At 50.5% G+C, this 22,728-nt stretch carries 20 protein-coding genes; 12 read left to right on the top strand and 8 right to left on the bottom strand.

Features of this window, described 5'->3' with window-relative positions; all coding sequences use genetic code 11:
• Nucleotides 1-74 precede the first annotated feature (74 nt).
• The gene (locus NDA02_RS15685; protein WP_348255260.1) at nucleotides 75-1,529 is read right to left on the bottom strand and encodes a nucleoside transporter C-terminal domain-containing protein; all 1,455 of its coding nucleotides are present in this window, start codon (nucleotides 1,527-1,529) and stop codon (nucleotides 75-77) included.
• A gap of 284 nt (nucleotides 1,530-1,813) precedes the next feature.
• Between NDA02_RS15685 and NDA02_RS15680 the strand changes: the two genes are divergently transcribed.
• The 3 genes from NDA02_RS15680 to NDA02_RS15670 all read left to right on the top strand — a co-directional run bounded on the left by NDA02_RS15680 (nucleotide 1,814) and on the right by NDA02_RS15670 (nucleotide 4,399).
• Nucleotides 1,814-2,095: a hypothetical protein gene (locus tag NDA02_RS15680; RefSeq protein WP_190790081.1), complete on the top strand. Its 282-nt coding sequence runs from the start codon at nucleotides 1,814-1,816 to the stop codon at nucleotides 2,093-2,095.
• A 65-nt stretch (nucleotides 2,096-2,160) separates the two neighbouring features.
• The gene (locus tag NDA02_RS15675) at nucleotides 2,161-2,535 is read left to right on the top strand and encodes a DUF4864 domain-containing protein (RefSeq protein WP_190790082.1); all 375 of its coding nucleotides are present in this window, start codon (nucleotides 2,161-2,163) and stop codon (nucleotides 2,533-2,535) included.
• 391 nt (nucleotides 2,536-2,926) lie between these two features.
• On the top strand, nucleotides 2,927-4,399 hold the full coding sequence (locus NDA02_RS15670) for a calcium-binding protein (RefSeq protein ID WP_190790083.1): 1,473 nt from the start codon (nucleotides 2,927-2,929) through the stop codon (nucleotides 4,397-4,399).
• Nucleotides 4,400-4,437: 38 nt separating this feature from the next.
• On the opposite strand, the gene NDA02_RS15665 is transcribed toward NDA02_RS15670, so the two are convergent.
• The 5 genes from NDA02_RS15665 to hisF form a co-directional block, all read right to left on the bottom strand.
• Complete coding sequence (locus NDA02_RS15665) at nucleotides 4,438-6,102, bottom strand: ATP-binding protein (RefSeq protein ID WP_190790084.1); 1,665 nt, start codon at nucleotides 6,100-6,102, stop codon at nucleotides 4,438-4,440.
• Nucleotides 6,103-6,351: 249 nt separating this feature from the next.
• Nucleotides 6,352-7,620 carry a competence/damage-inducible protein A gene (locus tag NDA02_RS15660; protein ID WP_348255258.1) on the bottom strand — a complete coding sequence of 423 codons (1,269 nt, stop codon included), beginning with the start codon at nucleotides 7,618-7,620 and terminating at the stop codon, nucleotides 6,352-6,354.
• A 5-nt stretch (nucleotides 7,621-7,625) separates the two neighbouring features.
• On the bottom strand, nucleotides 7,626-8,672 hold the full coding sequence (locus tag NDA02_RS15655; protein ID WP_348255257.1) for an MraY family glycosyltransferase: 1,047 nt from the start codon (nucleotides 8,670-8,672) through the stop codon (nucleotides 7,626-7,628).
• Between the two features lie 347 nt (nucleotides 8,673-9,019).
• Entirely contained in the window at nucleotides 9,020-9,304 is a 285-nt protein-coding gene (locus tag NDA02_RS15650; RefSeq protein ID WP_348255256.1) for a hypothetical protein, read from the bottom strand.
• Between the two features lie 577 nt (nucleotides 9,305-9,881).
• Nucleotides 9,882-10,649 carry an imidazole glycerol phosphate synthase subunit HisF gene (gene hisF / locus NDA02_RS15645; RefSeq protein ID WP_190793729.1) on the bottom strand — a complete coding sequence of 256 codons (768 nt, stop codon included), beginning with the start codon at nucleotides 10,647-10,649 and terminating at the stop codon, nucleotides 9,882-9,884.
• A 316-nt stretch (nucleotides 10,650-10,965) separates the two neighbouring features.
• Here hisF and NDA02_RS15640 point away from each other — a divergent pair, with 316 nt between their 5' ends.
• The 9 genes from NDA02_RS15640 (at nucleotide 10,966) to NDA02_RS15600 (ending at nucleotide 20,958) form a co-directional block, all read left to right on the top strand.
• Nucleotides 10,966-11,160 (top strand): DUF2862 domain-containing protein, encoded by a 195-nt coding sequence (locus NDA02_RS15640; RefSeq protein ID WP_190789921.1) that lies wholly within the window; start codon nucleotides 10,966-10,968, stop codon nucleotides 11,158-11,160.
• A 444-nt stretch (nucleotides 11,161-11,604) separates the two neighbouring features.
• Complete coding sequence (locus NDA02_RS15635; protein WP_190789920.1) at nucleotides 11,605-12,702, top strand: ArsA family ATPase; 1,098 nt, start codon at nucleotides 11,605-11,607, stop codon at nucleotides 12,700-12,702.
• Between the two features lie 589 nt (nucleotides 12,703-13,291).
• Entirely contained in the window at nucleotides 13,292-14,065 is a 774-nt protein-coding gene (gene rfbF, locus NDA02_RS15630; RefSeq protein ID WP_190789919.1) for a glucose-1-phosphate cytidylyltransferase, read from the top strand.
• Nucleotides 14,066-14,138: 73 nt separating this feature from the next.
• Nucleotides 14,139-15,347: an L-2-hydroxyglutarate oxidase gene (gene lhgO, locus NDA02_RS15625; protein ID WP_348255254.1), complete on the top strand. Its 1,209-nt coding sequence runs from the start codon at nucleotides 14,139-14,141 to the stop codon at nucleotides 15,345-15,347.
• Between the two features lie 59 nt (nucleotides 15,348-15,406).
• On the top strand, nucleotides 15,407-16,432 hold the full coding sequence (locus NDA02_RS15620) for an SDR family oxidoreductase (protein ID WP_348255252.1): 1,026 nt from the start codon (nucleotides 15,407-15,409) through the stop codon (nucleotides 16,430-16,432).
• Nucleotides 16,432-16,971, top strand: a complete 540-nt coding sequence (gene rfbC, locus NDA02_RS15615; protein WP_190793570.1) for a dTDP-4-dehydrorhamnose 3,5-epimerase — start codon at nucleotides 16,432-16,434, stop codon at nucleotides 16,969-16,971. Before NDA02_RS15620 ends, rfbC begins: the two co-directional genes overlap by 1 nt.
• 130 nt (nucleotides 16,972-17,101) lie before the next feature.
• Nucleotides 17,102-18,085 carry a glycosyltransferase gene (locus NDA02_RS15610; RefSeq protein WP_190793569.1) on the top strand — a complete coding sequence of 328 codons (984 nt, stop codon included), beginning with the start codon at nucleotides 17,102-17,104 and terminating at the stop codon, nucleotides 18,083-18,085.
• Nucleotides 18,086-18,173: 88 nt separating this feature from the next.
• Nucleotides 18,174-19,529: a Gfo/Idh/MocA family oxidoreductase gene (locus NDA02_RS15605; protein ID WP_190793568.1), complete on the top strand. Its 1,356-nt coding sequence runs from the start codon at nucleotides 18,174-18,176 to the stop codon at nucleotides 19,527-19,529.
• A gap of 430 nt (nucleotides 19,530-19,959) precedes the next feature.
• Nucleotides 19,960-20,958: a glycosyltransferase family 8 protein gene (locus NDA02_RS15600; RefSeq protein ID WP_277879250.1), complete on the top strand. Its 999-nt coding sequence runs from the start codon at nucleotides 19,960-19,962 to the stop codon at nucleotides 20,956-20,958.
• A 14-nt stretch (nucleotides 20,959-20,972) separates the two neighbouring features.
• On the opposite strand, the gene rsmG is transcribed toward NDA02_RS15600, so the two are convergent.
• Together rsmG and NDA02_RS15590 are read right to left on the bottom strand one after the other, a co-directional pair.
• A complete protein-coding gene (rsmG, locus tag NDA02_RS15595) occupies nucleotides 20,973-21,773 on the bottom strand; it encodes a 16S rRNA (guanine(527)-N(7))-methyltransferase RsmG (protein ID WP_190793566.1) in 801 nt (266 codons plus the stop codon).
• Nucleotides 21,770-22,438 (bottom strand): ABC transporter ATP-binding protein, encoded by a 669-nt coding sequence (locus NDA02_RS15590; RefSeq protein ID WP_190793565.1) that lies wholly within the window; start codon nucleotides 22,436-22,438, stop codon nucleotides 21,770-21,772. The genes rsmG and NDA02_RS15590 overlap by 4 nt, the downstream gene beginning before the upstream one ends.
• Nucleotides 22,439-22,728 lie beyond the last annotated feature (290 nt).

Raw genomic sequence — 22,728 nt, 5'->3', positions numbered from 1 at the left:
GATTGCGTTAAAAGATTAGGAGACAGCCTCCTAGCCTACCTTACTATTGTGCCGCCTCAAATCACCTTTCCAGATTAAGGACGGGGCGAAGGAGCCGGGACAGCCGGAGCCGGACTGGGGGAAGCAGTCGGACTGGGGACAGTCTCAGCCGGAGGGGTAGGGGTTCCTAAAATGCTGGTGCTTCCGGTGTCAAACACCCCTGCAACACAGGCAATCATGAGCGTTGCCAAAGTTCCAATCAGCAGAGCTTTCCAGCCCAGATCAGCAATATCTTTGCGGCGAGAAGGAGCAAGCGCAGTCGTGCCACCAACAAAAATCCCGACCGAGGGAATGTGAGCAAACCCTGACAGCGCATAGCTGACAATCAGCAGGGCACGATTATCGAGCTCTCCTGTCTGTACCGCCGCCGCAAGTGCCTGATAGGGCGGAATTGCCGTTTCAAACAGTCGCCGTCCAATAATGACAGAAGATTGCCACAGCTCGTTCCACTCCAGCGAAACGCCCGTTAGCACAGTGAGCGGCAGGAAGAGTGCGCCCAAAAGATTTTGCAGCGTGATCACTTGAAATACTCCGCCGATCGGGGCAGGCAAATTGCCCAGCCAGCCAAAGAACTGGTTAATCAGCGACACCAGTCCCAAAATCACAATCAGCACGGCCGCGATCGCCACTGCCATTTTCACGCCGTCTAACGCTCCGACGATCGCCGCATCCATCGGGCTAGTTCGTTCGATCGGCTCCCCTGCTACCGTTTCCGATTGATTCATGCCGTCTGCCTGAAGGGTTGCCATTGCCCGTTCGTCGGGAACGCCATCGGCAGTAAGCGGAATCTCGGTTTCGGGAACCAGAATCTTGGACAGCACAAAACAAGCCGGAATTGCCATGATCGAAGCCGACACCAGGTGCCCCAGAATATTTGGAAACACGGGTCGCAAAAAGCTGACGTAAATTGCCAGCGTTGAAGATGCTGCCGTGCCAAAGCAGCAGGCAAGAATCGCGCACAGTTCGCTGCGGGTCATTTTGGTGATAAAAGGACGCACCACGATCGCCGCCTCAATGCCCACAAAAATATTTGCCGCACCGCTTAGAGCCTCTGCCCCGCTCAGCCGCATTAGCCGATAGAAAATTTTAGCGAACAGATTGGTAATGACCTGAATCACGCCCAAGCGATATAGCAGTGCCATCAGTCCAGAGAAAAAGACGACGGTAGGCAGGGCACGAAAGGCGAAGATATAGCCCAGATTCACATCCGAAGGCTGATTGGGCAGCGGAACAATGTTGCGCCCAAAAATAAACCTGGCACCAAAGTCTGCCGCAATAAATAAACTGTCAAGAATTTGACTAAATCCATTCAAAATATCGCGGGTTCCTGGCAACGCAAATACCAGTGCGCCCAAAACAAGCTGCAACAGGATACCCATCATTACCACACGCCAGGGAAAATACTTAGGGCTGCGATTTTCAGAACAGATCCAGGCAATTCCACAAAGGGCGAAAATTCCGATAAAGGAAAGGATATTAAGGTAGCTCATAGCGCGCTGGCTGGGTTGAGGATAGGGCGTTCGGCATCAGAACTAAATTTAGTCCCAAAATCTCCGCTTTTAACCTACCCCTTAAAACTTCAATAAATTCAGTCTGGGCTGTTTCTGCCGCAAATTGTTTCCATTGTTCACAATTTACTGGAATTCAGTTTCCCCGCTTAACTTCCCACGCTATCCCTCCATCCCCCTATCTCCTCATCTTCCTATCTCCCCAAATCTCTAGCCTAAAGAAAGTAGTAGGATAAGGACATCTCACTATTCAATGGCTTGATGGCATGGACGCTTTCGCTCTGACTCCGCCTGGCTGGACTCGCTCTGCCATTCACGCAACCGAATTTTGCTGTCCCTCCTGCCGATCGCTGGTTCTAGACGCTCAAAAAGTCTGGATCAATCGTCGAGCGCCTGTTTTTACCGAAGACCATCACCGCAAGTGGCAGGAATTTTACCAGTGTCAGTGTGGGGCTGCCTGGTGGGCATGGAGCAGCGATCGTCCGCCTACCCAGCTTAAAAAGCCCGACCCGGTTCAGCCGTGGGATAATCTCAACTGGTTTGAGTAGCATTAACTCCAACTGTCCATATTTCTGTCTTCCTGTATCGACTTCTGTCTCATCAGCTAAACCGAGTGAATCAAACCGATCGCGATACGATTCGTTCCATTATTGAGCGCCAGCTTCAAGCCTTCCAGCAAGATGATGCGGCAGGGGCGTTTGCCTTTGCCAGTCCTGCAATTCAGGCACAGTGCGGGACGCCCGAAGACTTTATGCAGATGGTTCGGCTTGGTCATGCCCCAGTGTATCGTCCACGATCGGTGATCTTTGAAGACATCACGACGATCGAAGGCATGCCTGCCCAAAAAGTTATGCTGATGAGCGATCAGGGCGAGCTGGTTATGGCACTGTATCTTATGCAGCAGCAACCCGATAGCACCTGGCGAATCCACGGTTGTTTACTGGTCCCGATCGAAGGGCAAACGACGAACGATCGAGAAGGAACATAAACCTGCGGCGGTTTAACGAGAGGGCTTGAGGAGTTGCAGCAGTTCTCCATTGTTCCCTAAGGTTGGGGGGCACTTCTGACAAAAAGCCGATCGCTGCTGGCTTCCAAGTCCCCTAGAGTTGGGAGATTTAGGGGGCTGGAAAACCTCGAATCGCTGCGGACTCAACTGGCATCTGCTTAAACTTACTTCATGAAATCTTTAGATAGCCCTCAGAGAACTTTCTGAGGTGAATTCGATCTGCCTGCAACTACAACAAAAGTGAGATCAGGTGAAATCAGAGTAGGTGCAAAGGTCAACCAATTACTTCATCTACCTACTGTCCATTAAAACAGGGTGACTCTGCCAGTCGCACTTCAGCGCACTTGTAGATGTCAAGCAAAAGGTACAAATCATGCTCGAAGCAGAATTTTCGCAGCCTCTTCGGTTAACTTATTCCATCACCAGCCTGTCTTCGGAGTCGCCCTTATCTGCTAACCACTCATTCTTTGCTCAACAAGCCCAGTCTAGTCCGTTGCTTTCATCGCTCTCGGCAGGACGATCGATCGCTGGCAATCGCCTGAACAACAGACTAACGGGCAGTACCACCGCCGATCGCATCCGGGGGGGTGAGGGCGACGATCAGATTCGGGGATTGGGCGGCTCAGACTGGCTATCGGGCGAACAGGGAAACGATCGCTTATTCGGCGGGGTGGGTAATGATCGGCTATTGGGCGGCAATGGCAAAAATCAGCTTACGGGCGAGGCAGGCAATGACCATCTCATCGGTGGTAATGGCAACGATCGACTGATTGGCGGCTTAGGGGCAGACGTGCTAATCGGAAATGGTGGCACAGACCAGCTTACCGGCGGCGCGAACGGTGATCGATTTAGGCTGCAATCGGGCAGTGTTCAGCTTGCGAAGGCGAGTGTAATCACCGACTTCACCCTAGGCGAAGACCGCTTGGAATTTGGGCAGACTTCTTCGCAGCAAATTCGGGTTATTGCAGGCACAGAGCAACTGGCGGGGAGTGCGATCGTCCAAAACATAGCGACAGGAAAATACCTGGCAATTTTGAGAAGTGTACGCGCTGACGGGCTAACGATCGCCATGCTGCAAAATCCGTCGCTCATTCCTTCGTCATCGATCGATCCACCTGTTTCCCCACCTGTCCCATCGGTTCCGCCTGCTCCGCCTGTTTCCCCACCTATTGCTCCGTCAGTCTCCTCCATACAAACGAGTAGTCTCAAGTTTTTACCCACGGATAGCGAAGCTACGATCGCTGCCACGGGAGCCACTTCGATTCAGATTGGCACCCAGACGATCTACATTGGTACTCAACAGGTAACAAGCCTTAATCAAAATCCCATCGTCGCCAGCTTTGACAGCAGCAATCCTGCAAATCAATGGGTGAAAACCAATTATGAGATGACCGGAGCAGACGGGCGTGGCTATGGCTTGTTCTGGAGCGGCACTGACCTTTATGCAGTATTTAGCGTAGATGGAACTCAAGGCACACCCGAGCAGGATTTTCGTCGGGTCAGCGGTAGTGCAGTGCAGCCCTGGCTTCGCAGCTATGGCAAGGGAGGAGGACCAAAAGCGGCTGTGATTGCCCGTCTCAATCTGGCTAGCGGAGAAATGACCGAAGCCGCCTACCTGTCTGCGGTGCTGAGCGACGGCAAAACCAACAGCCTTGAAATCACTGCAATTAGCCAAAATAGTGCAGGCAATCTGGTGATTCGTGCAAACTCCTGGTTTGCTCCGCGTCGCCCAGACGGTACAGCCATGACGCAAATAGTTTCCGGCAGTTCGCCGTTTAACTACACGGTTGAAATGGCTCCTGACCTGCGATCGGTCATCAATACCGCTGCGATCGGTTGGACTTAGGAAGGGCAATTCGGTAGAAAGGACAATTCGGAGAAAGGCTATTCGACAGCCGTTGGGATGGCGTTATAAAGCGGCAGTTTGACCGTAAACGTCGTCCCGATCCCTTCCTGGCTGGAAAAACCGATGTCACCGCCGTGATGCTGAACGCACTGTTTCACGATCGCCAGCCCCAGCCCAGTGCCTCGAATTGTACTCACATTGCTGGCGCGATGAAATAGCTCAAACAGGCGCGACTGATCGGCTTGAGGAATGCCAATGCCGCTATCCTTCACCTGAAAAATCCCCGTTCCTCCGATGCAGGTGAGGCTAAACATCACAGTGCTTCCGGGTGGGGAATATTTGATGGCGTTGGTCAGTAGGTTGGTGAGAATCGATCGCAGCAGGGCGTGATCCAGGCAGACTTCTTTGCAGTTGCCCTGACAGGAAAACTCTAGAAAATGGCTAGCCTGACTGCCCATCCGCATTTCCTCGACCAGTTCCAAACAAAACTTGTGCAGGTTGATCGGGGCGGGGTTGAAGGACAATTTGCCTGCCTCAGTTTTGCCGATCGTCAGCACATCTTCCAGCAGTTGAGCCATCGTGTGAATTGCCGATCGACATCGCTGATAGTATTCCTGCTTTTTGTCCTCGCTGGCGATATGGCTATACCGCTCCAGCAGTTCAAGCGAAGTTCGGAGGACGGTGAGCGGCGTTCGCAGTTCGTGAGACACCATCGAGACAAAGCGAGACTTTAGCTCACTCAGTTCTCGCTCCTGTTGCAAAGCCAGACGAATTTCGTACTCCACTTCTTTGCCTTCCCGAATTTGCTGCTCCCGGAGGCGAATGCTTTTAACCATATCCTCAAACACCTGCGCCAGCACATCCAGTTCATCGGAAAAAACCACCCTGCTCGAAGGAAGACTGAGATTGTAGTTTCCGGCAGCAATTTGCTCCGAGGAGTCGGTTAGTTCACTCAGGCGTTGAGTCAAAATTCCAGATAGCGCGTAGATCAGGATAAACAAAACACCGTAAGTGACGATGAAGGATGCCAAAACACGATTGCGAATTGCCTGCTGCACCTCCAGCACGTAGCTTGCTTCGATATCAACCCCCAGCACCGCCACCATTTTGCCTTCTTGATCCAGTAGCGGCGTGACGGCTGAGAGCCAGCTTCCCCACTTGTCGGTGTAAATTCGGCTTTCCTCAACCAGATTCTTCTCGCGCAAAACCTGATAAGCGGCTCCGCCAGCACGATCGGACTCTAGAAACTTTGACGCTTTTGCCGGATCATAAGCTGCCCACAAATCGACCAGATAAACAATCTCCCGTTCGTTTGGCTTTGCCTGCGCTACCCCAACCCGTCGATTTTCAGCAGGATAGCCAACCACATAGGTGTACAGCCAAACACGCGGCTCCAAGCTGTGAACGACCTGAAACCAATTCAGAATTTTTTCATAGCGTGGATCATCCGAGAAACCTGTCGCGTTGCGATCGCCCTGCTGATATAGCCCCAGCAAATCATCGACGCTAACGCCTGCTTTTGCGCCCTCCAGTGTCGATCGCATATCTGCCCGAAGCCGCGACATGGTTTTTTCTGTAGTAAACGAGTAAAACCAGTAAAATGCGCCAGCAAAGACCAGGCTGAAGGCAATGCTAAACCCAATCAGCAGCTTGGCACGCAAACTGATTTGCAGACGAGACGGCCGAGGCAGTTTTTTATGCACCTTCACGGCTCCGAGCGAGCAGTATCAAAAGAAACGTGCTGTGATGCGGAGCAGTTTGCAATTGGAAGTAATCATCGCCTTTGCCAGGATTCAAGCCTTAGTTCCTTTTTGCCGTAACGATCCGCCTGATTGAAGCAACAATTACCTGCTACTTTGCTCTATACCTATACTTTTTTGTAGACAAATCAGGCAAACTTCAATAGACGACTGATTCCAGTCTACTTTAGGGATTGCCGATTCCGTGTTGATTCAGCTCCGGGACAGCAGCCTCCGCCGCAGCCGATCTAGCGCGTTGCAGGTACTCAACCATCGCACCATTTCCCGGCCTCGATCGCCAAACTCATACCGAAAGCTTTCAACCTGACCTGCTCCCGGTCCCGCTAAGCCGATATACACGAGACCGACAGGCTTCGTAGCTGTACCCCCATCTGGTCCTGCAACTCCAGTAATACTCAAACTCCAGGTAGTTCCCAACCGCTCTCGAACGCCGATCGCCATTTGCTGCGCCACAATATCGCTGACGGCTCCCTGCTGAGTCAGATCGTCGGCGTTGACCCCCAGCAGATTGATCTTCACGTGATTATCGTAGGAAATCACACCGCCCCAGAAGTAGGCAGAGCTGCCGGAAACTGCGGTCAGAAGCTGACCCAATCCACCGCCTGTACAGGATTCTGCCACTGCCAAAGTTTGCTGTTTTGCCTTCAGCAGTGTCCCGACTGCCACCGCTAGCGTGTCTTCGTCTTCCCCGTAATAGTCTATGCCAGCCAGATCACGAAGCTGCTGCGCGACGGGATGAATCAGATTCAGGGCTTCTGCCTCGCTCGTTGCCTTTGCCGAAACCCGCAGCCTGACTTCGCCTTTGCCCGCATAGGGTGCAACCGTCGGGTTTTCCAGCTTCAGAAAGGCGGCTACTTTTTCGGCTAACACCGACTCTCCAATGCCCCAAAAGCGCAGGGTACGGCTATAAATAATTTCCTGTCCCCAGCCCTGGCTCTCAAGAAACGGCACGGCGGTTTGCTGCCACATTGCCTGCATTTCACTGGGCACACCGGGAAAGGTCAGGATCGTCAGTCCTGGACGCGGCTGCCAGATAATACCTGGAGCTGTGCCAACCGGATTAGGCAGCACCTCAGCACCCTGTGGGATCAACGCCTGCTTACGGTTGCTGGGCGACATTTGCCGTCCCCGTCGAGCAAACTTTTGGGCAATGTCTTCCAGAACGTCCGATCGTTCAATCAAAGGAACTTCAAAAAAATCTGCCAGTGTCTCTGTCGTCAGATCATCGGGAGTTGGTCCTAGCCCGCCCGTAAAAATCAGCAGGCGCGATCGTTCGCAAGCAATTGCCACCGCCTTTTGTAGCCGCAGCACGTTGTCGCCTACGGTTGTCTGGTAATAGTGGGGAATTCCCAGCCGGGCAAGTTCCTGGGCAAGAAACTGGGCATTGGTATTAAGAATTTCCCCTAGCAGGAGTTCGGTTCCAACGGAAATGACTTCGGCACTGACAGAAGCGGTGGTCATAGAAGTTACTGTCTCGCGTGCTTTCTCACCTGCCATCCTGTGTAGCTCAGCAGAGCAGTGGCTGCCAGAGCGTAAACCACGCCGCTGGGAATTCCAGAAAACGCCAGTGCCAGCGTGCCGACCCAGAGCGTGAGGCTGTAGATAAACAGTACGGTTGATCGGTGGGAAAGGCCAGCCTTCAGCAAACGGTGATGCAGATGCCGCTTGTCTGCTTTGAAAGGGGATTTACCATGACGCAGGCGATCGAGAATCACCGCAGACATATCCAGAATCGGCACTGCCAAAATTAAATAGGGCAGCAGCACTGCCACCGTTGTCACACTCTTAACCAGTCCCACCACGCCCACGCCAGCCAGAGTAAAGCCAATAAAATAGGCTCCGCCATCCCCCATAAAAATTTGCGCCGGATTGAAGTTATAGCGCAAAAATCCTAGCGTTCCACCTGCCAAGGCTGCGGCAATCAAAGCTGCGGCAGGCTGATTCATAAACAGGCAGACCACCAGCATTACAACCGCCGCAATTCCCGAAACTCCTGCTGCCAGACCGTCTAGACCATCGATCCAGTTAATTGCATTTGCCATGCCCACCAGCCAGATCACCGTCACGGGCAAGCTGAGCCAAAACGGTAGCGAAGTCAGCCCCACAAACGGAATCGTTAGAAAATCAATCTGAACCCCTGCCCACCAGGCACAACCCGCAACAGCCATCTGCATCAGCAGCCGAGTCAAGGGAGAGAGATTAAATAAATCATCGGCTAAGCCAATCAGGAAAAAGGCAAGTCCGCCGATCGTCACGCCCCAAATCCCATATTCCTTATCTGGAGGTAATGTTCCAAAGCCGCCCATGCCCCAAATCGCTAGCAGCGCAATCAGCGATCCTAGAAAGATTGAAACGCCGCCCAGCCGTACCATCGGACGCTGATGCACTTTTCGATCGCCAGGACGATCGACATAGCCGCTCCGTAAGCCAATCTGCCTGACTACAGGGGTAGCCAGCAGGACAACAACGACAGAAATCAGGAAAGCAACCAAATGGTACAACTGAAGAGGCATTAGCAATCAGTAGGAGTTCAAGAAGTTTCTAGGAGACGGACAATTGGGAGAAATGCGAGCGAAACCAGGAGCATAACTGCTCTCAAACACGACTTAAAGCGGTTTATATCACAGATCGCCGTCCTATTTGATTCTTCTAAAGCGTATTTTGCAGAAGCATCCTTAATTCGGTTCGCTTTTGTCCGAAAGTATTTTTAACACAAGAATCAGTGCTAGCAACTTAATTTTCTAAAAATTCGTCGCCAGCACTAAAGCAAGTAATTAAATTGTATTTAACGAAAAATCTTGATTAGCCGAATTGAAACAAACGCGATCGCTGCAATCCCTCAACCAGCATTAGTTACTCATCAGTTACTTATCAGTTCGCTGGAAGGCAGATTTACCATCTCTGCCCAGGATTCATCAAAGGCCGCCCACTCAGTGGAGTTGTAAACATAGCTACGCGACGCCATTTCACTCATATAGCCCACGTAGTGACCCATAAGAAAGTAAACCGATATCAGCGCTGCTGCCGCCGAAGAAACCAAAAACCCCGCTAGCATCAGTGAGAACTCGCGATGCTGGATGGCTTCCTGCATCAGATGCAGTGCCCAGGCGACCAGTCCGATCACGATGACGAGGAGAAAAACCATGTTTCCTTAAGACGCTGTTAAAATTTGTAATATTTATATATGTTAACAGCTTCTCAAAAAAGTGTCCCTAAGTCTATTTGCTCATTTAGTGTGTGAATTTGCCGAGCGACTCCACAGAGGCGCCAAAATGCTGCGGGTATCTCTGCAGTGCGATCGTGAAAAGTGTTATTAAATCAGGGCTTGGCGCGTTTGCGGTTCTAGGGTGGCTGAGTGAATGCTTAAGGAAGAGCAATCAGTTCATTTAATAATGAGTATCTAACTAGTCTCATCCTCGTAATCTATCTAAATGAAGAAAGCTAAAAGGGGAAAGCGACGTGAGATGAAATAGGACAACAGCAGGGTCATGAACGATCGGGTGCAGCAGGATGGCTGTGAGGATGACTTGGGGTTTTGTATGGAAAAAAGCAGCTTAAAGCTTAATTCAGGATTGTAGTTGTCGTCTAAACCGCTCCCAAACCCTGCAATTAGGGAACCTAGTCCCCTTAGGATTCTCAAAGTCCCTGTTCATGGCTAATTTAGGAGCAAGATAGCACCTCGAACACTCTTCAAACCTCCTCTAATCGGTCAGTCCATTTCCCTACTGACGCACTAGAATGCTCTTCTCAGTAAGATAAGACTTAATTTCAGCAACGGTAAGGTGCCCATAGTGCAGCAGTGAAGCCAGTAAGGCTGCCTCTGCTTGACCTTCGGTTAACGCTTCATAAATGTGCTGACAGTTGCCCGCGCCACCCGAAGCAATCACCGGAATCTGCACATTAGCGGCGATCGTGCGAGTTAGCTCCAGGTCATAGCCCGCTTGGGTTCCATCTGCGTCCATGCTGGTTAGCAGCAGTTCTCCGGCTCCGCGCTGCTCGACCTCTTTTGCCCAAGTCACGGCATCCTTGCCCGTATTTTCCCGCCCGCCTCGGACATAGACATCCCACCCTGGATTTGCCGGATCTTCCCGTCTGCGGGCATCGATCGCGATCACAATGCATTGATTGCCAAACCGATCGCTGGCTCGATCAATTAAATCAGGGTCACGAACGGCGGCTGAGTTAAGGCTCACTTTATCTGCCCCGGCTCGTAACAATTTTTTAATAGTTTCTAAGGATTGAATGCCGCCGCCGACTGTTAGCGGGATAAATACCTGCTCTGCAGTGCGATAAACCACGTCGTAAATAATGTCACGGTCTTCATGGGTTGCCGTGATATCCAGAAAAACTAGTTCGTCTGCCCCTGCCTGGTTGTAAATCTGCGCCAGCTCCACGGGGTCACCCGCATCCCGCAAATTAACAAAGTTAACCCCCTTAACGACTCTTCCTGCTTTGACATCAAGACAAGGCAAAATCCGTTTTGCCAGCATAGTTCTCCTACCCCCCTTCCAATTTTGATCGCTGCTGTAAGCAATTCAGCTTGAGTGTGAATCAACAGGATGAGTTAACGCAAACAACTGGCAGTTTAACCAGACCTCTGCTCAATATCACCATCTGTCCTCACTCAACCTTCAGCCCGCTGAAATCACACAGTCGCAAAACTCGCGAATCCGGTTATCAGAATAGCTTGATAGCCTGTCTAGGCACAAATGCAGCTTTCGGCTAACTTTTGATAATCGCAGTCAAGACACTGATACACTAATTCATGTTTGTTTAAGCGTATTGTTCGTATTCTTGAGAGTGGCGATGGAAATCGGTCAAAAAGTGCGCGTGCGTCGGTTGCGCGATCGTTCTCCGAAAGCGGTGGTCGATTGCTTGGGTAAGACAGGTGTAATCAACGGATTCAAGATGACAGATGGCAGCGGGATTGGTGTCATTGTGAAGTTTGACAACGGGTTCACGACCTGGTTTTTTGAAGACGAGCTAGAGTCAACCAACTAGCCGCTGACTCAGAACGTCTTTAACCAATGCAAGGAATGCCCTCGATGAGCCAGGACAAACTGAATCCTCCATCAGTACGAGGGCAGTCCAAAAGATTCACTGTTACGATAACCTGAATCAATCTGCAACGAGCAAGACAGTATCCAAAACAGCAGGCTTCAGGCGATGCAAAGCAGTCTTCCCTCTGGGTAATCGGTTTACATTGGCGCATTACATCAGCAAGGAAACCTTTGCTACAGGGCGACTGCTACTAGGCGACAACCGCCAAGCAAATCCTGCTTCAGGATCAGGTAAACTGGCTGCAATGATGATATCTAGGTTTACTTATCATCCGAAGTCATTTGTTCTGGATTCACAGTCTACGGTTGCTAATTTTTGGCAATAAGTTTGCTGTGGGTTGATTTGCTCATACGAGCAGTCCTCTATCGTTAGGCATTTCTGGCAATGGCGTTGATTCTGACATTTTTGGGCAAAGGCGGGACAGGGCGTAGCACGATCGCAGTTGCAGCCGCAAAGCAGCTCGCCGCTCAGGGAAAGCGTGTTTTGTTTGCAGCACAAGACCCAACTCCGGCGATCGATCTTCTGCTCGAAACCGCATTAACGGCTGATCCGCAACCCATTGCTGCCAATTTGCAGGCAGTCAAGCTGTATTCGACTGTGCTGCTCGAACGAAGCTGGGAAGAACTGAAAAAGCTCGAAGCTCAGTATTTGCGATCACCTTTCTTCAAAGCGGTTTACGGGCAGGAGTTAGGTGTGCTTCCCGGTATGGACAGTGCCCTAGCGTTGAATGCGATTCGCGAATATGAAAACAGTGGCAGCTACGATGTCATCGTGTACGACGGCAGTGGCGATTCTGCAACCCTGCGAATGTTGGGAATGCCGGAGATCTTGAGCTGGTATGTTCGTCGATTTCGTCAGGTGTTTGCTGATTCTGATCTGGGCAAGACGATTTCACCCTTTGTGCAGCCGCTTGCCAGCGCAGTTCTCAATGTCAACTGGTCGAGCGGCGATATTTTTTCCCAGCCTGCCGCTGCTCAGGTGAATAACTTACTGGAAGAGGGCAGATCTGCCGTTGCCAACCCCAATCGGGTGATTGCCTATCTAGTCACGGGCACCGATCCTGGTGCAGTGGCAACCGCGCAGTATCTTTGGGGAAGTGCTCAGCAGGTAGGGCTGACGATCGGCGGAGTGCTGCTTAACCAGGCACAGACAACGGAAAATCTGGAAAGCACCTTTGCCCCGCTGAGTGTGCGATCGATTCCTATCAGGCAGGGAGATTGGCAGCCCATTATGTCAGCTTTACCTGATTTTACTCAGGCGACTCAGGCTCCGCGTCCGATTCGGATTGATACCGCAGAGCGCAAAGTTTATCTGTTTCTGCCCGGCTTTGATAAAAAACAGGTGAAGCTAACTCAGTATGGTCCTGAAGTCACGATCGAAGCGGGCGATCAGCGTCGCAATATTTTTCTGCCGCAGCAGTTAAGCGGTAGGCCTGTATCCGGGGCAAAGTTTCAGGAAGGCTATTTAATCATCTCGTTCTAGCGCTAAAAAAACCTGATTAATCTCTGTAATCAATGCTGCTCTAACCATAGGGCAGTTTTTCAATGTACGTAGGTTTCCACAGATATCAAAAGCTTTCATCCAGTTTTCATAGAGCTGATCGGTTAATTTACTCTGTCTTTACAGCGTCGTTTCTAGCTTCTTGTTAATCTCGTATCAGGTTAAATTACAGCAATTCTACGGATTCAAAGGCTCTATCTCAGGCTTTATTTCTAAGTCTTAGTTTGATTGTCATTGGTTCCATTCATCTAAAAATTGCTGGGTACTCTGTTCTAGTTCGTTTTTCTCAAAGCAAGCATGTTCTCACGATAGGTCGCGCTATTCAAGCTGCATCCATTTCAACACTCCGTTACCCGTTCAGATATCTTAGATAGTTTAAGAGCGATGCTCAGCGAACTTAAAGCGAGCAAACCTAACGTGAGCAAGATTAAAGTTTGAGTTCAACAAGTTGGTTCAAAAGTTGATTCAACAAATTTAACTTCAGGCATGCTTCTAGAGTTAAATTGAGTCTTCTTGGAAGCAGCGAACTTGGCTATAAAAGTAAATCCCTTCTAACGCAAGAGGTAGGTGCATGAAAGCAGTCATTCTAGCTGGTGGTTTAGGAACTCGTCTGAGTGAAGAAACAGCAATCAAACCTAAACCAATGGTGGAGATTGGGGGACAACCCATTCTCTGGCACATTATGAAGGTGTATTCCGCTCACGGCATCAATGATTTCATTATTTGCTGTGGTTACAAAGGTTTTGTGATCAAAGAGTTCTTCGCAAATTACTTTTTGCGGATGTCGGATGTCACCTTCGATATGCGTTACAACCAGATGAACATTCATGCTGGAAATGCAGAACCCTGGCGCGTCACGCTGGTTGACACCGGAGAAAATACGATGACGGGCGGACGCCTAAAGCGCGTTCGGGAACACGTCGGTAACGACACATTTTGCTTCACCTACGGAGATGGCGTCGGCAATGTCAATATTACCGAACTCGTCGCATTCCACAAGGCTCAAAAAACCCTGGCGACCCTGACGGCGGTGCAGCCCCCCGGACGATTTGGCGCACTCTCTTTGGGACAAGGACAAACCAAGATCGAGCAGTTTCATGAAAAGCCAACCGGAGACGGAGCCTGGATTAACGGCGGCTATTTTGTGCTGGAGCCAGAGACGATCGACTACATCACTGACGATTCTGTGATGTGGGAACACGAGCCGCTCAGCAAAATTGCCCAGGATAGTGAACTGTCTGCTTTCCGGCATGAGGGCTTTTGGCAACCCATGGATACTCTCCGCGATAAAAACTATCTGGAAGGTCTGTGGCAGAGCGGCAAAGCTCCCTGGAAAGTCTGGTAGTCAATGGGATCAGGATTGGGACGAAAAAAGAACAGTTCGTTATATCTGTTGCTGATTTGTTTAGAGAGAAGCTATGTACGACTTTGCGATTATCGGGGGCGGAATCGTTGGGCTATCCGTGGGGATGGCACTGGGAAAACGATATCCAGACTGCAAAATCTTGCTCCTCGAAAAAGAAAGCCAGTGGGCATTTCACCAAACAGGTAATAACAGCGGAGTAATTCATTCTGGGGTTTATTACAAACCAGGCAGCTTTAAAGCGAAATTTTGTCGCGATGGCTGTGAATCAATGGTGAATTTTTGCCAGGAGCATAATATCCCCCACGAGGTTTGTGGCAAGGTCATTGTTGCAACCGAAGAGAAGGAATTGCCCCTGCTGGAAAACCTGTATCAGCGAGGCTTGCAAAACGGAATTCCGGTGGCTCGCATTGCTGCTGAACAGGTCAAGGAATACGAACCCTATGTTAATTGCTTAGCAGGCATTCGGGTTCACTCAACGGGCATTGCTGACTATAAGAAAGTTGCCCAAAAATATGCCGAATTGATTGAGCAGCAGGGCGGCGATCTTCGCCTCAATACCCGTGTTCTCAAAATCAAAAGTACAGCACAGGGACAGGTTGTTGAGACGAATCAGGGCGATTTCTCGGCGCGGTTTGTGGTGAACTGTGCTGGGTTGCAGAGCGATCGCGTTGCCAAACTGGGCGGCGTTGATCCACAAGCGAAAATCGTTCCCTTTCGCGGTGAATATTACGAACTGACCCCCGAAAAGCGATATCTGGTCAAGGGCTTGATTTATCCGGTTCCCAATCCTGATTTTCCGTTCTTAGGGGTTCACTTCACGCGCATGATTGACGGAACCGTCCACGCTGGACCCAACGCCGTTTTAAGCCTGAAGCGCGAAGGTTACAAAAAGACCGATTTTGACCTGCGCGATTTTGCGGAAGTCATGGTCTTCCCCGGTTTCTGGAAGCTGGCAGCTAAGCACTATGACGAAGGCTTTAAAGAAATCGTGCGATCGTTCAGCAAAGCGGCATTTGTTCACAGTTTGCAGCGTCTCATCCCCGATGTGCAGATGGACGATGTCATCCCCACCCATGCAGGCGTCCGGGCACAGGCATTAATGGATGACGGCAAACTGGTCGATGATTTTCTGATTATTCCGGGCGATCGATCGATCCATGTTTGCAATGCGCCTTCTCCGGCAGCAACCTCCTCGCTCGAGATTGGTAAAGCGGTCGCCGCGCAAATTCCTGCCCCCGAGCGGACAACGGTTGCCCTGTAGTTCATCCTTCAGGTTGTTCGCCTCATTTTGTACTCTTTTGCACTACAAGCACTAACATCATGAAAGTTTTCGTTACTGGCACAGAAGGCTACCTCGGTTCTCTCTTTGCTCCCTTGTTGATGGAGCGGGGACACGAAGTGATTGCAGTTGACACGGGTTACTACAAGGTCGGCTGGCTTTACAACGGCACTTCCCTCACGGCAAAAACGCTGAACAAGGACATTCGCCACATCACGGTCGAAGACCTGCAAGGTGTTGATGCGATCGTTCACATGGCTGAACTATCAAACGACCCCACCGGACAACTCGCACCCCACATTACCTACGAGATTAACCACAAAGGGTCAGTACGTCTGGCAGAGTTAGCCAAGCAAGCCGGAGTGCGGCGGTTTGTGTATATGTCTTCTTGCAGCGTGTATGGCGTTGCTAGCGCAGGAGACGTAACGGAAGAAACGCCTGTGAATCCTCAGACCGCCTATGCTGAGTGTAAAGCGATGGTCGAGCGCGATGTCACCAATATGGCAGACGACGACTTCTCACCCACCTTCATGCGAAATGCGACCGCCTTTGGGGCTTCCCCCCGGATGCGCTTCGATATTGTGTTGAACAACCTGTCGGGTCTTGCCTGGACGACCAAAGAAATTAAAATGACCAGCGACGGCACACCCTGGCGTCCTCTGGTTCACGCGCTAGATATTGCTAAGGCTCTGATCTGCACGCTGGAAGCCCCCCGCGACATTGTTCACAATCAAATCTTCAACGTGGGCGATACCGCCAATAACTACCAGGTAAGAGAGATTGCCGAAATTGTTGCAGATGTCTTTAAGGGCTGCGCCGTCAGCTTTGGCAACAACGGTTCAGACAACCGCAGCTATCGGGTATCCTTCGAGAAAATCAACACCCAGCTTCCTGGCTTTAAGTGTGAGTGGAATGCCCAGCGCGGCGCACAGCAGCTTTTTGACGTGTTCAGCCAAATCGACATGACTCAAGAAATCTTCGAGTCGAGAGGGTTTACTCGTCTGAAGCAGTTGGAATACCTGATTCGCACTCAGCAAATTGACAAAGATTTCTTCTGGAGCAAGTAATGATTTTTACCGAAACAAAGCTAAAAGGCGCATTCATCATTGACCTGGAACTGCGCGAAGACAATCGCGGTGCTTTTGCCCGGACTTTCTGTGCACAAGAGTTTGAAGCTCACGGGCTAAAGCCGACCGTTGCTCAGTGCAACCTGTCTTACAACTACAAGGCGGGAACCCTGCGCGGTATGCATTATCAGGTTGCTCCTGCCTGTGAAACGAAGCTGGTTCGCTGCACGAAGGGCGCAATCTATGACGTGATTATTGATATGCGCCCCGATTCGCCGACCTATATGCAGCACATCGGCGTGGAACTCACGGAAGAAAACCATCGTGCGCTATATGTTCCAGAGATGTTTGCTCACGGCTATCAGGCACTCACCGATGGGGCTGAAGTGACTTATCAAGTGGGCGAGTTCTACACTCCCGGCTATGAGCGGGGACTTCGGTACAACGATCCTACCTTTGGGATTCAGTGGCCCATGCCTGTAACGGTCATTTCGGAGAAAGATGCAAACTGGGCACTGTTTGAACCAGTTCCCGTTTAGGGTTAATTTCTTTGAGCCAGATGGGTGTAAGTTAGGGTCTTTTGTTCCTGCTACACCCGTCTAAGCAAGAGGATGAGGGGCGATCGCATCTGGACGAACTGACAATTTTCTGATTTCTCTAGGATGTTTCATGAAGATTAGTGTTATTCTCCCGTGTTATAACGGTGCTGCAACGATCGCAGTTCAGTTAGAAGCACTGGTAAACCAGCAATGGGGTGGCGAGTGGGAGCTAGTTGTGGTGAACAATGGCTCCACGGATGATTCCATGAAAATTGTTGAGCAGTATCGCGATCGTCTTCCTGATCTAAAAATTGTTCAGGCTCACGATTTTTCAAAACCCCGGCTTGGCGTAGCGCATTCCTACAATACAGGCGTAAAAGCAGCTTCAGGAGACGCATTTTGCTTCTGTGAAGCAGATGATGAAGTCTCTCCCAGTTGGTTAGCGGCAATGGCGGAAGCACTCTGTCTTTATGACAGTGTTGCGGGACCATTAGAATACACGAGGTTAAATGAACCCTGGCTCGTTGCAGCCTGTAATTACGGCAAGTGGTATCAGTCAGAAGGGTTAATGGACAGCGACATTCCGCATCCTCCCCATCTCCCGTTCTCCTTCGGCTGTAATCTGGGAATGAAGCGTTCGGTGTACGAAGCAGTTGGAGATTTTAATTTGGAAGTCTCTACTGCATGGGATGCTGACTATTGCTGGAGAATTCAGCTTGCAAGATTTCCCTTACACTTCGCTCCAGATGCTGTTGTTCACTATCGCCTGCGTCATAGTTATGCAGCCATGTACCGACAGGCGCAGAACTGGGGATGGGATCATGTACCGCTGCTATTGCGCTACAGCGACCGTTCGTTTGGGTGGTACACCCTACTCAAAGAATTGGTTTCGATGTCTTCCTACTTAGTAAGTGGCATCAAACTGTATTTAATGAGTACGTTTAATATCCGGCGTGGCAGGGGTGGCTTTGCGCTTTGGTGCTGGGGGATGGGATTCAAGATTGGCTACATCAAGAGCCTTCTCGCGAATGACTTATTGCCTGCCCTGTTTTCCAAAGAGCGATCAAGTGTCCTCAAACCCGCATTCCCCCGCATGGTTCGACCAAGAGCCTAACCAGAAATTGATGATTGGCTACCTCAACAGGGGCCTGGAATAAAGGTCAAGCAAAACGTTTTGTTTTAGATTTATAGGGAGTTTTTGAATGTTTATTGTTGATACTGCTTTGCAAGCACGCGCTGAAGCTGGAAATCCTGTTCGTGTTGCGATGGTTGGCGCAGGCTTCATGGGGCGTGGGATTGCGAATCAAATTGTGAATTCTGTTCCGGGAATGGAACTGGTTGCGATTTCCAACCGCAGCCTGGATGGTGCAAAGCGGGCTTACACCGAAGTAGGTATTGAAGATGCACGGGTGGTCAATACCGTTGCCGATCTAGAAGCTACGATTGCCCAGGGCAAATATGCCGTTACCGACGATGCCTTGTTGCTCTGCCGTGCCGAAGGCATCGATGCGATTGTGGAAGTCACGGGCGCGATCGAGTTTGGTGCTCATGTGGTGCTGGAAGCATTTGCTCACAAAAAGCACGTTATTCTGATGAACGCTGAGCTGGACGGCACGATCGGACCCATTCTGAAGGTATATGCCGATAAAGCGGGCGTGATTCTTTCTGCCTGCGACGGCGATCAGCCCGGTGTGCAGATGAACCTTTATCGGTTTGTCAAGAGCATCGGACTCACCCCACTGCTCTGCGGCAATATCAAAGGTCTGCAAGACCCCTACCGCAACCCCACCACGCAGGAAGGCTTTGCCAAGCAGTGGGGACAAAAAGCGCACATGGTGACGAGCTTTGCCGATGGAACGAAGATTTCCTTTGAGCAGGCGATCGTGGCGAATGCAACTGGCATGACTGTCGCCAAGCGCGGGATGTATGGCTATGACTTCAATCGTCACAAGGACGAACTGGTTGAGCGATTCAACCTCAAGTACACCGGACATATCGACGACTGCACCAAAATGTATGACGTCGACCAATTAAAAGAGCTGGGCGGCATTGTGGATTATGTGGTTGGGGTTCGTCCGGGTCCGGGTGTGTTTGTGTTCGCAACCCACGATGACCTCAAGCAGCAGCACTACCTGAACCTTTACAAGCTGGGCGAAGGTCCGCTGTACAGCTTCTACACGCCCTATCACCTCTGCCACTTTGAAGTTCCGCTGTCGGTTGCCCGCGTGGTCCTGTTTAAGGATGCAGTCATGGCTCCGATCGCCGGTCCGAAGGTCGATGTAATCACCACTGCCAAGATTGACCTGAAGGCAGGCGAAACGCTTGATGGTTTGGGCTATTACATGACCTACGGCGAATGCGAAACCGCTGAAATCACGCAGAAGCAGCGGCTCCTGCCGATCGGCTTAGCAGAAGGATGCCGTTTGAAGCGAGATATCCCCAAAGACCAAGCGTTGACCTACGACGATGTGGAACTGCCAGAAGGTCGTCTGTGCGACAAGCTGCGAGCAGAGCAAGATGCCTACTTTGCTCCAGTGAAAGAAGCCGTTGCAGTTTAATGCTGGATTGACAAGGCGTTGCATGGCATATGGAAATTAGTTTGAACGTCTAATGCTCTAAGTGTCGCGGAAGCTAAGTCAGTTCTCGAAGCAGAGTTACAGATTGGTAGGGGCAGTTCACGAGCTGCCCTTACAGATTTTTATTACGGTAAGTGATTGCGACAGAACCAGTTTTCAACTGGAGACACTGCATAAAGTTATCTATTGAAGTTTAGTTCCAAGCTATCTTAAATATTGTGAGTAAGATAGTGCTTTAATTGATATTAAAATCCGGTAAATCAGGGTTGTTTATAGAAGATAGAGTTAGAACTAACTAAACAAACTTATGTTGATAAGGCTTCAACTACTCCTCAGGAGACTAGAGAAGTGATAAGTAGAAGCTACGACAGAAGACATAAGAAAACATAAACCGTTGAACAGATTCAGTTTCATGCAATCTCATATTCCTGATGCTCAGCCGATCGTTGTCGTTTGCTCAGCCGATGAAATTTACGCAATGCCCCTGACAGTGACGATCTACTCAGTACTGTCTAATTTGGCAAGCAAAGCAACGAAAATCCTACTCTTCATTATGGATGGCGGCATTAAAAAAGCAACGAAACGAAAAATTGAATCCTCTCTTCGATCGAATCAATTAGAAATACAGTGGATTCAGATTGATCGGAATCAGTATAAAAACCTGCCGGAACTACGGTATCTCACTGTTGCTGCTTATTACCGTCTCTTGGTCACAGAGGTTTTACCAAAAGAATTCGAAAAAGTAATTTATCTAGACAGCGACATGGTTGTTCTGGGGCCGCTAGAAGAGCTGTGGCAGGTTGAGCTGGGAGACAAACCTGTCTTGGCAATCCGGAATGGATACCCCCATTTATTCTCGCTCGTTCCAGGTTTGAGTAACTATAAGGAACTGGGATTAAATCCTGATTCTTTATACTTCAACAGTGGATTGTTAGTAATTAATCTTCAGAAATGGCGGGAAGATCGCATTGGGGCGAAGGCGCTTGAATTTATTGAACAGAATCGAGCGACGATTCACGATCCTGATCAGGATGCTCTCAATGCAGTTTTAGAAGGGCAATGGGGCGAGCTTGATCCGCGCTGGAATCAAATGCCGCAAATCTATGAGTTTTCTGACTGGAAAGAAAGCCCTTTTGATGATCCAGAAACTTATCAGTCCGTTCTCGATGATCCTTTGATTGTTCACTATGCCATCTCTAAGCCGTGGCATTTGGCCTGCAATCATCCTGCAATCCCTTTATTTGAACATTACCTTGATCAGACTGCCTGGGCAGGTGTCCGAGACACACGACTCAACCTCTTTATAAGGAAGGTAAAGCGAGAAATACGCTCCTGGCGTAACTCACGCAATGAAAACTATGCCTCCTCTTCGCTGCCAAAGACAGCCAGTGAGAGTACGGTGAAAGTCTAATCTCTGCCGTTGACTTATCCTAAGGGTTTCTGCGTCGGCACTCCGATCGCCCTCGGAAACTCGATCGGAGTTGGCTTCTCTTTCTGAATGTGAATACAGTGGCGAACGCTTCCAGTAAAAGGAGTCGTGAAGGCATCAATAAACACCTGCTTACCGCCCAACGGTGCTAAAGCGCGATCGAGGCCAGTTTGTTCTTCGTCTGTCCACTGTCCGCGATAAAGTATCGCCGTGCCTCCCTGCTTCAGGAGCGGCAGCGCATACTCGGCACAAACCGACGCAGCAGAAACCGCCCGAATCAGAGCCAAATCGTATCGATCGCGATAGTTACTCTGTTGTCCGATCGCTTCTACCCGAGCGACCAGGGTTTTGGCGTTCGGCAATTCCAGATGGGCGAGCAGCGTGTCAATAAAAGCAATTTTTTTGCGGGTCGAGTCGAGTAGCGTCATTTGCCAGTGCGGACAAACGATCGCCGCAGGCACACCGGGAAATCCGGCTCCAGTTCCAATGTCGATTACCGTGACGGGGGAACTGCTTCGCATCGCCCTCAAAGCATTTGCATCAGAATCAGTTGAACAAATCCAGGGTTGAATGCCGCGCAGTGAGTCCCAGAGGTGCTTTTCCCAGAATTCTTGCGGCTCGGTAATCCGGGTCAGATTAAGCTGACGATTGCCTGTGAGAATCGCTCGGTAAAGCTGCTGAAATTGCTGCTGCTGTTCTGGGGTGGGCTGCCAGCCGATTGTCTTTTGCCATACTTCAGCGAGTTCTGGCAACGCTGTTTCGTGAGGGGCTTCAATGCTGGATTCCTGCTGGCTCATCCCTGCACAACCGTTTCCTTATCTAGCAGCGATTCTGGATCAGACGCAGCCAGTTCTCCGTGTTGCAGTGTCCAACAGCAATCGGCGATGCCCGCAATTTCACCCGGTTCATGGGAAACAACGAGCAAACTCCATTCGCGCTTTAGCTCTGCTAGCAAAGAAATAAGCTGACGGCGCATTGACCAGTCCAGCCCCGCAGTGGGTTCATCCAGCAGCAGCACCCCAGGCTGACGAATAAGCTGCACCGCAAGGGCAAGACGTCTTTGCTGTCCACCGCTTAGCGATCGAGGTGAAGCCTGAAGCGAAATGTGATCCAGCCTGACGGCTTCTAAAGCGCGATCGATTCGCTCTTTGCCGAGTTCCGGATGACCGAGGCGCAGTTCTTCCAGAATGGTATGTCCGCAAAAGTGCCGTTCGGGAAACTGGAACACCAGTCCGGCAAGCTGCTGAAGCTGATCCGGCGTTAGCTCTTGCTCGCGCCAAAATAGGCTGCCAGAGGTTTTCTTTGCCAGACCCGCCAAAATTTCCAGCAGCGTACTTTTGCCCGATCCGCTCGGACCGACAATTAGCCCAAGCTGCTGCGGAGCCAGTTCAAGCTGAACAGATTTCAGAATCGGGGCAGGGGTGGCTGCCGGATGATAGGTTAAATCTTTAAGATAGAGCATTCACGATCGCGACACGAATGAGGGCTGGGGCAGATTCAACCCGGCAGCATGTTTCCATAGTAGTCGAGGAAGGCAGCGGAAGGGAAAAGCACCACGGAACCTAGCGCGATCGATCGCGTCAAGGCAATTACCTGCCTTTACTCCCCGACTTCACGCTTGGGCGTTACCATAATTCTGAGAAGCGGCACTCGATTTTGTACCTTAGATCACAACTAAATCACATTTTCCAGGTAGACGGATCTGCGGTTAGGCAGTGGCTTGCCTCACTGATTGCCAATTCCTGCTTGAGA

The sequence above is a fragment of the Leptolyngbya sp. ST-U4 genome, from assembly GCF_039962215.1.
GTDB lineage: Bacteria > Cyanobacteriota > Cyanobacteriia > Elainellales > Elainellaceae > Leptolyngbya_A.
The sequence above is the reverse complement of the archived record's forward strand: the minus strand, read 5'-3'. Positions and strand labels throughout refer to the sequence as shown.

What these genes read in the sequence shown, in the direction of transcription:
- NDA02_RS15685 (WP_348255260.1), bottom strand. Translation starts at nt 1,529, where the DNA reads ATGAGCTACCTTAATATCCTTTCCTTTATCGGAATTTTCGCCCTTTGT.
- NDA02_RS15680 (WP_190790081.1), top strand. Translation starts at nt 1,814, where the DNA reads ATGGACGCTTTCGCTCTGACTCCGCCTGGCTGGACTCGCTCTGCCATT.
- NDA02_RS15670 (WP_190790083.1), top strand. Translation starts at nt 2,927, where the DNA reads ATGCTCGAAGCAGAATTTTCGCAGCCTCTTCGGTTAACTTATTCCATC.
- NDA02_RS15660 (WP_348255258.1), bottom strand. Translation starts at nt 7,620, where the DNA reads ATGACCACCGCTTCTGTCAGTGCCGAAGTCATTTCCGTTGGAACCGAA.
- NDA02_RS15655 (WP_348255257.1), bottom strand. Translation starts at nt 8,672, where the DNA reads ATGCCTCTTCAGTTGTACCATTTGGTTGCTTTCCTGATTTCTGTCGTT.
- NDA02_RS15650 (WP_348255256.1), bottom strand. Translation starts at nt 9,304, where the DNA reads ATGGTTTTTCTCCTCGTCATCGTGATCGGACTGGTCGCCTGGGCACTG.
- hisF (WP_190793729.1), bottom strand. Translation starts at nt 10,649, where the DNA reads ATGCTGGCAAAACGGATTTTGCCTTGTCTTGATGTCAAAGCAGGAAGA.
- NDA02_RS15640 (WP_190789921.1), top strand. Translation starts at nt 10,966, where the DNA reads ATGGAAATCGGTCAAAAAGTGCGCGTGCGTCGGTTGCGCGATCGTTCT.
- NDA02_RS15635 (WP_190789920.1), top strand. Translation starts at nt 11,605, where the DNA reads ATGGCGTTGATTCTGACATTTTTGGGCAAAGGCGGGACAGGGCGTAGC.
- rfbF (WP_190789919.1), top strand. Translation starts at nt 13,292, where the DNA reads ATGAAAGCAGTCATTCTAGCTGGTGGTTTAGGAACTCGTCTGAGTGAA.
- lhgO (WP_348255254.1), top strand. Translation starts at nt 14,139, where the DNA reads ATGTACGACTTTGCGATTATCGGGGGCGGAATCGTTGGGCTATCCGTG.
- NDA02_RS15620 (WP_348255252.1), top strand. Translation starts at nt 15,407, where the DNA reads ATGAAAGTTTTCGTTACTGGCACAGAAGGCTACCTCGGTTCTCTCTTT.
- rfbC (WP_190793570.1), top strand. Translation starts at nt 16,432, where the DNA reads ATGATTTTTACCGAAACAAAGCTAAAAGGCGCATTCATCATTGACCTG.
- NDA02_RS15610 (WP_190793569.1), top strand. Translation starts at nt 17,102, where the DNA reads ATGAAGATTAGTGTTATTCTCCCGTGTTATAACGGTGCTGCAACGATC.
- NDA02_RS15605 (WP_190793568.1), top strand. Translation starts at nt 18,174, where the DNA reads ATGTTTATTGTTGATACTGCTTTGCAAGCACGCGCTGAAGCTGGAAAT.
- NDA02_RS15600 (WP_277879250.1), top strand. Translation starts at nt 19,960, where the DNA reads ATGCAATCTCATATTCCTGATGCTCAGCCGATCGTTGTCGTTTGCTCA.
- rsmG (WP_190793566.1), bottom strand. Translation starts at nt 21,773, where the DNA reads ATGAGCCAGCAGGAATCCAGCATTGAAGCCCCTCACGAAACAGCGTTG.
- NDA02_RS15590 (WP_190793565.1), bottom strand. Translation starts at nt 22,438, where the DNA reads ATGCTCTATCTTAAAGATTTAACCTATCATCCGGCAGCCACCCCTGCC.